This is a genomic window from Longimicrobium sp. (assembly GCA_036387335.1).
Lineage (GTDB): Bacteria > Gemmatimonadota > Gemmatimonadetes > Longimicrobiales > Longimicrobiaceae > Longimicrobium.
In genome coordinates this window covers 1-10,577 of the sequence record DASVTZ010000053.1, presented here as the reverse complement: position 1 = coordinate 10,577, position 10,577 = coordinate 1, and the positions used below count along the sequence as shown (strand labels likewise).

10 protein-coding genes are annotated in these 10,577 nt (G+C 69.4%); 9 read left to right on the top strand and 1 reads right to left on the bottom strand.

What is annotated here, in order from left to right; all coding sequences use genetic code 11:
- Positions 1-66: 66 nt before the first annotated feature.
- Positions 67-873: an SWIB/MDM2 domain-containing protein gene (locus VF647_04730; protein ID HEX8451380.1), complete on the bottom strand. Its 807-nt coding sequence runs from the start codon at positions 871-873 to the stop codon at positions 67-69.
- A 304-nt stretch (positions 874-1,177) separates the two neighbouring features.
- Here VF647_04730 and VF647_04725 point away from each other — a divergent pair, with 304 nt between their 5' ends.
- The 9 genes from VF647_04725 (at position 1,178) to VF647_04685 (ending at position 10,565) form a co-directional block, all read left to right on the top strand.
- Positions 1,178-2,101 (top strand): SMP-30/gluconolactonase/LRE family protein, encoded by a 924-nt coding sequence (locus VF647_04725; protein ID HEX8451379.1) that lies wholly within the window; start codon positions 1,178-1,180, stop codon positions 2,099-2,101.
- Entirely contained in the window at positions 2,098-3,984 is a 1,887-nt protein-coding gene (locus tag VF647_04720; protein HEX8451378.1) for a PQQ-dependent dehydrogenase, methanol/ethanol family, read from the top strand. Before VF647_04725 ends, VF647_04720 begins: the two co-directional genes overlap by 4 nt.
- Complete coding sequence (locus VF647_04715) at positions 3,981-4,502, top strand: c-type cytochrome (protein ID HEX8451377.1); 522 nt, start codon at positions 3,981-3,983, stop codon at positions 4,500-4,502. The genes VF647_04720 and VF647_04715 overlap by 4 nt, the downstream gene beginning before the upstream one ends.
- Positions 4,503-4,603: 101 nt before the next feature.
- Positions 4,604-4,966, top strand: a complete 363-nt coding sequence (locus tag VF647_04710) for a c-type cytochrome (GenBank protein ID HEX8451376.1) — start codon at positions 4,604-4,606, stop codon at positions 4,964-4,966.
- Between the two features lie 5 nt (positions 4,967-4,971).
- Positions 4,972-6,003 (top strand): cytochrome c oxidase subunit II, encoded by a 1,032-nt coding sequence (gene coxB / locus VF647_04705; protein HEX8451375.1) that lies wholly within the window; start codon positions 4,972-4,974, stop codon positions 6,001-6,003.
- 14 nt (positions 6,004-6,017) lie between these two features.
- Entirely contained in the window at positions 6,018-7,985 is a 1,968-nt protein-coding gene (gene ctaD / locus VF647_04700) for a cytochrome c oxidase subunit I (protein ID HEX8451374.1), read from the top strand.
- On the top strand, positions 7,982-8,593 hold the full coding sequence (locus VF647_04695) for a cytochrome c oxidase subunit 3 (protein ID HEX8451373.1): 612 nt from the start codon (positions 7,982-7,984) through the stop codon (positions 8,591-8,593). The genes ctaD and VF647_04695 overlap by 4 nt, the downstream gene beginning before the upstream one ends.
- The gene (locus VF647_04690) at positions 8,590-8,976 is read left to right on the top strand and encodes a hypothetical protein (GenBank protein HEX8451372.1); all 387 of its coding nucleotides are present in this window, start codon (positions 8,590-8,592) and stop codon (positions 8,974-8,976) included. Before VF647_04695 ends, VF647_04690 begins: the two co-directional genes overlap by 4 nt.
- A gap of 368 nt (positions 8,977-9,344) precedes the next feature.
- Positions 9,345-10,565, top strand: a complete 1,221-nt coding sequence (locus tag VF647_04685; GenBank protein HEX8451371.1) for an IS4 family transposase — start codon at positions 9,345-9,347, stop codon at positions 10,563-10,565.
- The last annotated feature ends 12 nt before the right edge of the window (positions 10,566-10,577 follow it).

The window sequence follows — 10,577 nt, the reverse complement described above, 5'->3', positions numbered from 1 at the left end:
GGCCCCGCGCACGCAAAACCGCCCCGGACGCTCGAGAGCATCCGGGGCGGCTTCGCGAGCGGGCGCTTACGCCTTCTCGAAGTGCTGGTTGACCAGGCGCGTCATCTCGAACATCGAGACCTGGTCGCTGCCGAAGATGGGCCTCAGGCGGTCGTCGGCGTTGATCATCCGGCGATTGGTGGAGTCCTGGAGGTTGTTCTTCTTCACGTAGTTCCACAGGCGCTTGGTGATCTCGGAGCGCGGCGCCGCTTCCTTGCCCACCACCGCGGCGAGCTGCGCGTCCGGCTGCACCGGCTGCGCGAGGCCGCCGCGCGCGGCCCCGCCGCCGCCACCCCCGCCACCGCTGCTGCGGCGGGTGCTCTTCTTGGCGCCGGAACTCCTGGTGCCGCCGCTGCTCTTCTTGGCGGCCGAGCCCCCGCCGCCGCTACCCGAGTCCGACGACCCGCCGCCGCGGCTGGCCGACTTGGTGCCCGAGGACTTCTTGGCGCCGGTGGACTTCTTGGCGCCCGTGTCCGCGGAGGAACGGCTGGAGGACTTGGACGCGGTGGACTTGGAAGCCGACTTCGTGCCGGAGGACGACTTGGTGCCCGAGGACTTCTTGGCGCCGCCGGACGACTTCTTGCCGCCGCCCCCCTTGCTTCCGCCCTCCTCCTCGCCGCCCATCGCGTTCACCAGCCCGGCGATGGCCGCCGCGCCCGCAAGCGCCGCCGCGCCCGCGGCGATGGGATGCGCCTTCACCATGCCGGCCATCCCGCCTTCCTCGTTGCCGCCCTGGCGCTGGCTCCCGCCCTCGCGCTGCCCGCCGTTGGAGCCCGAATTGGAGCCATTCTGCCGGTCCCCACCCTGCCGCTGCCCTGCACTCTTCTCAGCCATCGCGGATCCTCCGGTGTCTGGTACCTGGGTGCTTCTCTGGGCTACGTAGAGCCTCTCGGCCCCGCCCGCACACGGGCGGAGCGCCGGGTGCGGGTTCTAACCAATGCAAAGACGGAGCCGAACGCAAGGATTTTCTGGCTTCGAACCCCAAAAAAGGTCAAAAACGCAGTTTCCAGCCCTCCGCGAGTGCTTCAAACGCCCTCTTGGGGCCGTGGCTGTTGCCTTCGGTGGCATGTGTCTGGCGTGCCGGATTCGGCGCTGGGCCCGCCGCCGCACGCTGGCACACCCGCACCCTTCCGGACCCATGGCGCACCGGCTCCCCCTCCCCGTGGGCGCACTCCTCGCGCTCTTCCTCTGCGCGTGCGGCTCGGCCGAGGCGCGCGACGCGCCGCTGGCCCGCAAGCTCCACGTGGTGCAGGGGCTCGGCTTTCCGGAGTCGGTGCGCTACGACGCGGACCAGGACGTCTACTTCGTCTCCAACATGGTGGGCCCCGGCTCCGCAAAGGACGGCAAGGGCTACATCGCGCGCATCCCCGCGGCGACGCTGGGGCCGGTGACGATCTTTGCGCAGGGCGGCACCGGCGGGGTGGTGCTGGACGCGCCCAAGGGGATGGCGATCCAGGGCGACACGCTCTGGGTGGCGGACATCGACGTGCTGCGCGGCTTCCACCGCCGCACCGGCGCGCCGCTCGCTACGATCGACATGCGCCCGCACCACGCGATGCTGCTCAACGACATCGCCGTGGGACCGGACGGCACGATGCGCGTGACGGACACCGGCATCTCGATGACGCCCAAGGGCGTCCTCTACCACGGCACGGACAAGATCTTCGCGATCGGGCCGGGGCGCGCGGTCTCGCTGCTGGCCAGCGGCAAGGAGCTGAAGCTGCCGAACGGGATCACCTGGGACTCCGCGGGGCGGCGCTGGATCGTGGTGGCGTTCCACCCCTTCCGCAGCGAGGTGTACGCGCTGGGCCAGGGCACCCGCACCACCATCGCCATCGGCACGGGGCGGTTCGACGGGGTGGAGGCGCTCAGGGACGGCCGCCTGCTGGTGACCTCGTGGAGCGATTCCAGTCTGCACGTCTTCAGCGGAAAGACGGAGCAGCGCGTGATCCGCGGCCTCTGGCAGCCCGCCGACCTGGGGGTGGACCCGCGGCGGCAGCGGGTCGCCATCCCGCTCGTGCTGCAGGGACGCGTGGAGATCTGGGAGCTTCCGGGCGCATGATCCCCATTTCGCGCCCCTTCCGCGCCACCGCTGTAGCATGCCTGCTGCTCGCAGGGTGCAAGTCCCGCGAGCCGCGCGAGGATCCCAAGTACCCGCGCGAGATGCTCAAGAGCACCGCGGTCCCCTTCGCCACGCCAGCAAGCCGCACGCACGAGACGACGCGCGCGCGCCCCGCCGCGGCCGCCTTCCGGCCGGAGGACGGGCAGTGGGTGATGTCGCTCAGGGACTACGCGGGGACGCGGTACAGCGGGCTGGACCAGATCAACACCGGCACCGTACGGGGGCTGAAGGTCGCCTGGCACTTCGACCTGAAGCTGGCGCGCGGGCAGGAGGCCACGCCGCTCGTGGTGGACAACACCATGTTCGTGGTCACCTCCTTTCCCAACCTCCTGTACGCCTTCGACCTGACGAAACCGGGCCCTGCGGTGAAGTGGGTGTACGATCCCAAGCCGGCGCGCGCGGCGCAGGGCGTGGCCTGTTGCGACCACGTGAACCGCGGCGCGGCGTACGCGGCGGGACGGCTCTTCTACGCCACGCTGGACAACTACGCGGTGGCGGTGGACGCGGCGACGGGGCGCGAGATCTGGCGCACGCGGCTGGGGAGCATCCACGCCGGCGAGACGATGACCATGGCGCCCATCGTGGTGCGCAACAAGGTGATCTTTGGCAACGCCGGCGCGGAGTTCGGCGTGCGCGGGTGGGTGCGGGCGCTGGACGTGGCCACGGGGCGCGTGGCGTGGACGGCGTGGGCCACGGGGCCGGACCGCGACGTGCTGATCGGGCCGCGCTTCCGCCCCTTCTACGCCAAGGACCGGGGGCGGGACCTGGGCGTCACCACCTGGCCCGCGGAGCACTGGAAGATCGGCGGCGGCACCATGTGGGGGTGGCTCAACTACGATCCCGAGCTGGACCTCCTCTACTACGGCACCGCCAACGCCGCCCCCTGGAACCCCGAGCAGCGCCCCGGCGACAACAAGTGGACGGCCACCCTCTTCGCGCGGCGGCCGGACACGGGCGAGGCGGTGTGGGCGTACCAGTGGGACCCGCACAACGTGTTCGACTGGGACGGCGTCAACGAGAGCCTCCTGCTGGACATGCCGGTGGAGGGCCGCATGCGCCGCGTGATGGTGCGCGCCGAGCGCAACGGCTTCGTCTACGTGATCGACCGCGCGACCGGCGAGGTGCTCTCCGCCACGCCGTACATGCACAGTACCGTGGTGAAGGGGGTGGACACGCGCTCGGGGATGCCGGTGGAGGACCTGACGATGAAGCCCGGCTACGGCAAGACGGCGCACGGCATCTGCCCCGCCGTCCCCGGCGCCAAGGACTGGGAGCCGACCGCCTTCTCGCCGCGCACGGGGCTCGTCTACATCCCCGCCAACAACCTGTGCATGGACATCGAGGGGATGGAGGCCAACTACATCGCCGGCACCCCGTACATGGGCGTCAGCGTCAAGATGTACCCCGGCCCCGGCGGCCACCGCGGCGAGATGATCGGCTGGGACCCCGTTAACCGCAGGCGCGCGTGGACGATCATCGAGAAGTTCGTGCTCTGGAGCGGCCCCCTGGCGACGGCCGGCGACCTGGTGTTCTACGGCACGATGGACCGCTGGCTCAAGGCCGTGGACGCGCGCACCGGCCAGGTGCTCTGGCGCTTCCAGACGGCCACGGGGATCATCGCCCCGCCCATCTCCTACCGCGGTCCGGACGGCAAGCAGTACGTCGCGGTTCTCTCCGGCCCGGGCGGGTGGCCCGGCTCCGTCGTCTCCGTCCCCCTGGACCCGCGCGACGAGACGGCGGACAAGGGCTTCGCGGGCGCCATGCACGACCTGCCGGAGTTCACCGGGCGCGGGGGGCACCTGTACGTGTTCGCGCTGCCATGACGGCGGGGAATGGGGAATGGGGAATGGGGAATGGGTGGGCTCGCCTGGCATGTGCGCTCCTGTGCGCGCTCGCCCTGGCCGCGTGCAAGCGGCACGAGAAGGCGCCCAGGGCGTGGCACATCACGCAGTCCGAAGACGTGCGCGACACGGCGGAGCGGGTGCACCCGGGGCCGGGGAAGGTAGTGAGCGCGGAGGCGTTCCGGACGCGCGCCCTGCCGGTCAGCAACCCGTACGAGGGCGACGTGAAGGCGATCCAGGAGGGGCGGCGGCTCTACAACTGGATGAACTGCAAGGGGTGCCACGGCGAGGGCGGCGGCGGCATCGGCCCCACGCTGTGGGACGACCAGTGGCGCTACGGCGGGCGCGGCGTGGACATCGCCGAATCCATCCTCCACGGTCGCCCGGACGGGATGCCCGCCTTCGCCGGCCAGATCCCAGAGGACCAGGTGTGGCGGATCGTGGCCTACGTCCAATCGCTGGAGCCGCGCGGCGGGCCGTACCACGCGGGGGTGAAATGATGGCGGGTGACGGGCGACTGAAGTCGCTGCAACAACCGCGGGAAGTCCCCCTGCGGGGACTGCTTGCGTCGCTGTGCCCCCGATTTCGCGCCACCACGCTTGTGCTCGCGTGCACGACGATCGTCACCGGCTGCCTTCGTGACCTGGATCCGCGGTTGGGCGAGCGGCATACGGTTGCGGGCGGGAAGGCGAAGGAGGGGGCGGCGGCGATTCGGGCGTACGGATGCGGGAACTGCCACGTCATCCCCGGCGTGCGGGGGGCGCGGGGGCGGGCGGGGCCGCCGCTGGTGGCGTGGAGCGGGCGACGGTTCATCGCGGGGCGGGTGCCCAACACGCCGGACCAGCTGGTGAGCTGGATCATCCACCCGCAGGGGATCAAGCCCGGAACGGCGATGCCCGACCTCGGAGTGACCGACCAGGACGCGCGCCACATCGCCGCGTACCTGTACACGCTAAAGGAGTGACGGCGATGCGCGCTCGCTCCATCCGCCTCACGCCCTTGCTGGCCGCGTGCGCGCTCGCCGGGTGCACGGGCACGGGCGTGCAGGACGTGCTCGCACCCGCGGGACCGCAGGCGGGGCGCATCGCGTCGTGGTTCTGGTTCAGCTTCGCGCTGGCGGTGGCGGTGTTCGTGGCGTTCGCGGCGGTGCTGTTCTGGGGCCTCTTCCGCGCCCACCGCCGCCACCTGCGCGGCGAGGACAACGAGCTGCCGGAGAAGCACGGCAATCGGCTGGTGATCTGGGGCGGCGTGGTGATCCCCACCGTCATCCTGCTCACGCTGCTGGTGTTCAGCGCGTACACGGACCGCATTATCTCGCGGCTGGGGCGCGGGCCGGGCGACCGGCCGCTGACCATCGAGGTGGTGGGCGAGCAGTTCTGGTGGCGCCTCCGCTACCTCGACCCCGAGCACCCGCACCGCGAGTTCATCACCGCCAACGAGATCCACGTCCCCGCCGGCAGACCGGTGCGGCTGCTGCTGAAGTCGCGCGACGTCATCCACTCGTTCTGGATGCCGAATTTGAACGGGAAGCAGGACCTGATCCCCGGACGCACCAACGATCTGGTGGTGCAGGTGGACGACCCCGGCACCTACCGCGGCCAGTGCGCCGAGTTCTGCGGGGTGCAGCACGCCAAGATGGCCATGCTCGTAGTCGCGCACCCGCCAAAGGAGTTCGATGCGTGGTGGGAGTCGCAGCTCCGCCCGCACGCCCCGCCCTCGGACCCGGAGGCGGCACGCGGGGAGGAGGTGTTCATGACCAGCGGCTGCGGCACCTGCCACTCCATCCGCGGCACGCTGGCGAAGGGCACGGTGGCGCCCGACCTGTCGCACTTCGGAAGCCGGCGCACGGTGGCGGCGGGGACGCTTCCCAACACGAAGGGGCACCTGGGCGGGTGGATCGCGGATCCGCAGGCCATCAAGCCCGGCAACCGGATGCCCCCCGTGCCGCTCAAAGGCGAGGAGCTGCGCGCCGTCGTCAGCTACCTCCACAGCCTCAAGTAACGCGGAGCCCGGCATTGTCCACACTCGATCCCGCCCTCGGCACCGGCAAGCTGGCCGACGACACCGCGCAGCTCGACGAGGTGTGGAGCTCGCGGCCGGGCCTGGTCGGCTGGCTGAGCGAGGTGAACCACCGGCGCATCGGGCGGCGCTACATCGCCACGGGCTTCTCTCTCTTCCTGCTCGCCGGGCTGGAAGCGCTGGCCATCCGCACGCAGCTCGCCGTGCCTGAGAACGACGCGCTGGGGCCCGAGATCTACCGGCAGGTCTTCACGATGCACGGCGCGACCATGATGTTCCTGTTCGCCGTGCCCATCATGATCGGCGTGGGGATCTACCTGGTGCCGCTGATGATCGGCACGCGCGACATGGCGCTGCCGCGGCTCAACGCGTTCGGCTACTGGATCTACCTGATCGGCGCCATCACGCTGTACACGGCGTTCATCCTGGGGGTGGCTCCCAACAGCGGGTGGTTCAACTATCCGCCGCTCTCCCGGCGCGAGCACGAGCTGAGCATCGGCATCGACGTGTGGGTGGTGGTTGTCGTGCTGCTGGAGGTGGCTGCGCTGGTGGGGGCGGTGGGGCTCGTCGTCACCATCCTCAAGCAGCGCGCGCCGGGGATGTCGCTCAACCGCATGCCCGTGTTCGTCTGGTCGATCCTGGTGATGGGGTTCATGATCGTCTTCGCCATGCCGACGCTCATGACTACCACCATCTTTCTGGGGATGGACCGCATGGTGGGCGCCCACTTCTTCGACCCCGCGGGGATGGGCGACCCGCTCCTCTGGCAGCACATGTTCTGGTACTTCGGGCACCCCGAGGTCTACATCATGTTCGTGCCGGGGCTGGGGATGGTGTCGATGGTGATCGCCACGATGTGCCGCCGCCCCGTCTTCGGCTACACGGCCGTGGTGCTCTCGCTGGTGGCGACGGGGGTGCTGAGCTTCGGGCTGTGGGTGCACCACATGTACGCCACGGGCCTGCCGCGGCTGGGCACGAGCATGTTCACCGCGGCCAGCATGCTCGTCACCATCCCCACCGCCATCCAGTTCTTCTGCTGGACGGCCACGCTGTGGGGGAGCCGCCCGCGCTTCACCGTGGCGCTGCACTACGTGCTCGGATTCCTGATGATCTTTCTGATCGGCGGGATCACGGGGGTGCAATTGGGAGCGGTCCCATTCGACCTGCAGGTGCACGACACGTACTTCGTGGTGGCGCACTTCCACTACGTGCTGCTGGGCGGCGTCGTCTTTCCACTCTTCGCGGGGATCTACTACTGGTTCCCCAAGGTGACGGGGCGCATGATGAGCGAGCCGCTCGGCAAGGTGAGCTTCTGGATGATGTTCCTGGGTGTGCACGCGGCGTTCTGGCCACAGCACCACCTGGGCTTCATGGGGATGCCGCGCCGCGTCTACACCTACCTCCCGGAGATGGGGTGGGCGCAGCTCAACCTCCTCTCCACCGCCGGCGCTTTCACCATCGCGACGGGCGTGGGGGTGACGGTGGTGAACCTGCTGGTCTCCGCACGGCGCGGATCGCCCGCGGGGAACGACCCGTGGCGCGCCGAGTCGCTGGAGTGGGCGACCTCGTCGCCGCCGCCGCGCTACAACTTCCGCTTCATCCCCACCGTGCGCAGCCGCGCGCCGCTTTGGGACGCGGACTGGAACGAGCAGCCGCTCGTCGTGGGCCTGCGCGACGACCAGCGCGAGGCGCTCTCCACCAGCATCCTGGACGCGCGTCCGGACCACCGCGCCATCCTGCCGGGGCCCACGCTGGTGCCCTTCTTCGCGGCGCTGGCGGCGTCGGTGCCGGTGGTGGGCGTGCTCTTTGGACTTCACTGGGTGCCGATCGGCGGGGTGCTCTTCTTCATCGCCATCAGCGCCTGGAACCGCCCGCACCACATGGCCCATCGCACGGAGGAAGAGGGCGGCCGCGAGCACCGGCTCGCGGACAAGGAGCGTGAGCGCGAGGAGGCACGGCCATGAGCGAGCGCGTGGTGCTGGACGTGTCCGAGTATCCCGCGCTGGTGCAGGGGCCGCGCGGGGGGCTCTGGTGGGGGATGGCGGGGCTGATCCTGATCGAGGTGGTGGTCTTCACCGCCCTGATCGCCACCTACTTCTACCTCAAGTTCCTCAACCCGCACTGGCCGCCGGCCGGGGACCCGCTCCCCAAGCTGACGCTCCCCACTATCAACACGCTGATCCTGATCGGGAGCAGCTTCGCCGTGCACTACGCGGACACCTCCATCACGGAGCGCAACAGCGTCCGCGGGCTGACCATCGGGATGGCGGTGTCGCTCACGCTGGGCGTGATCTTTCTGGTGATGAAGGTGATCGAGTACAGCCAGGTGGAGTACTTCTGGGACAGCCACGCGTACGGCTCCATCGTGTGGACGATGGTGGTCTTCCACTCCGCGCACGTCCTCTCCGTCGTGCTGAAGACGGCGGTGGTGATCGCCCTCGCGCGGCAGGGCCACTGGACGCAGTCGCGGATGCAGGGGATCAAGGTGAACGGGCTGTACTGGCACTTCGTGGTGGTCATCTGGATCCCGCTCTACCTCACCATCTACTGGTCGCCCAGGATCTCGGGATGACGGACTCGCCCGTCGAAGAGCGCTTCCTGCACCCGGAGGGCCGCGGGCGGCTGTGGTACGGCATGCTGATCGGCATCGTCGCGTGGAAGCTGCAGCTCGTGGTGAACTACGCGGTCGTCCCCTACGCCTGCCGGCACCGCGCGGAGTGGATCAACCACTTCGCCACCTTCGCGATGCTGGCGCTGGCGCTGAGCGGCGCGTGGGTGTCGTGGGGGAGCTGGAAGCGGATGGGGGGGAGCCTGGATACGGCGGTGGGCGGGCCGGTGGGGCGCGGAAGCTTCATGGCGCTCTCCGCCATCGCGCTGAACGCCCTGCTCGCGCTCCACATCCTGGGGCAGTGGGTGCCGAACCTGTTTCTGAGCCCGTGCGATGGGTTGTCGTGAGGGGGGGGTCGCCGGGGGCTAAAGCCCCCGGCTGGAACCACGGGAAGACGGCTGAAGCCGTCTCGCGTCTCTGCCGGATCGGTGTGTACGCAGGCGTTGTAGGGGCGCGATTTATCGCGCCCGTGCCCGGCGTGTCACCGTCGCCCGGCGCATCGCAACGAAACATTGTAGGGGCCGCCCCATGTGGCATCTGTTCCAACTAATTCGACCAAGGTGTAGATTTACCAACAAGTTAAGGAGACCAGAAACGATTTACGCGTAGGTGGTTTGTGCAGCAGCGTGAGTTGACGAAAGAGGCGAAGGACGAACGCCTGAATGAAGTTGAGGCGTTCGTACGTGCGATGGTCGAGGGGATCGTCCCAAAGCCGATGCGCAGGGGACGTGGGCGCCCGGCCGTGCTGCCCAGCCTGGGCCTGTGGGCGGGATTCCTCGTCGCGGTACTGCGTGGGCTGGGAAGCCAGGCGGCGGTGTGGCGCCTGCTCGCGGTGCATGGCCTGTGGGACTACCCGCGCTTCGACGTGTGCGACCAGGCAGTGCGTAACCGCCTGGCAGAGGGCGGGTTAGCGGCCATGGAGCGCTTCTTCGACCAGGTCACCGCGGTGCTGGCGGAGCGGCTCCTCCCCTACGCGGATGCGACGCTGGCGAGATGGGCGTCGGCCGTGGTGGTGCTGGACGAGACGACGCTCGACCCGCTCGCCCGCAAGCTGCCCGCCCTGCGCGGCACCCCGGCTGGAGACGATAAGCTGCTTCCGGGCAAGGTGGCCGGCCTCTTCGACGTGCGGCTGCAGCAGTGGCTCAAGCTGATGTGGGTGGACGACGTACGCGCCAACGAGAAGCTGCGCGCGCGCTCCATGGTCGAGGAACTGCCGGCGGAAAGCCTGGTGCTGGCGGACCTGGGCTATTTCGGCTTCGAGTGGTTCGACTTCCTGAGCCAGGCAGGCCATTACTGGGTCAGCCGCCTGAAGAAGAAGACGAGCTACAAGGTGCGCCACGTCTTCTATGAGCATGGGTCCACGCTGGACGCGCTGATCTGGCTGGGCGCGCACCGGGCCGACCGCGCGGCGAAATCGGTGCGGCTGGTGCGCTTCACCCACAAGGGTCAGACGTACGAGTACATCACCAACGTGCTCGCCCCAAGGAAGCTGCCGCTCCAGGAGATCGCGCGGCTGTACGCGCGCCGGTGGGACATCGAGCTGGCGATCAAGCTGGTGAAGCGGGAACTGGGGCTGCACCTGTTCTGGGGCGCCAAGACGGAGGTGGTGCAGGCGCAGGTGTGGGCGGCGTTCTCGATCGCGCAGATCCTGATGGCGCTGCGCCAGGAGGTGGCCGCCCGGGCCGGTGTGGATCCGTTCGAGGTTTCGATGAAGCTGCTGATCGAGTGGCTGCCGCGGCTGGGCCACCGGGGCGAGGACCCGATGGAGGTGCTGCTCGAGCACGGTCGTCGCGCCAAGATCATCCGCCCTTCAAGCCGCCTGAAGACATGCGCACCCACGATCCCCGACGAAGACATTGTCCCCCTGCCGCCAGACCTGCCCCTGGAGCGAACACCGCGACATTCACACAGGAAATGCGGGCCACGGACGAATTAATTGGAACAGATG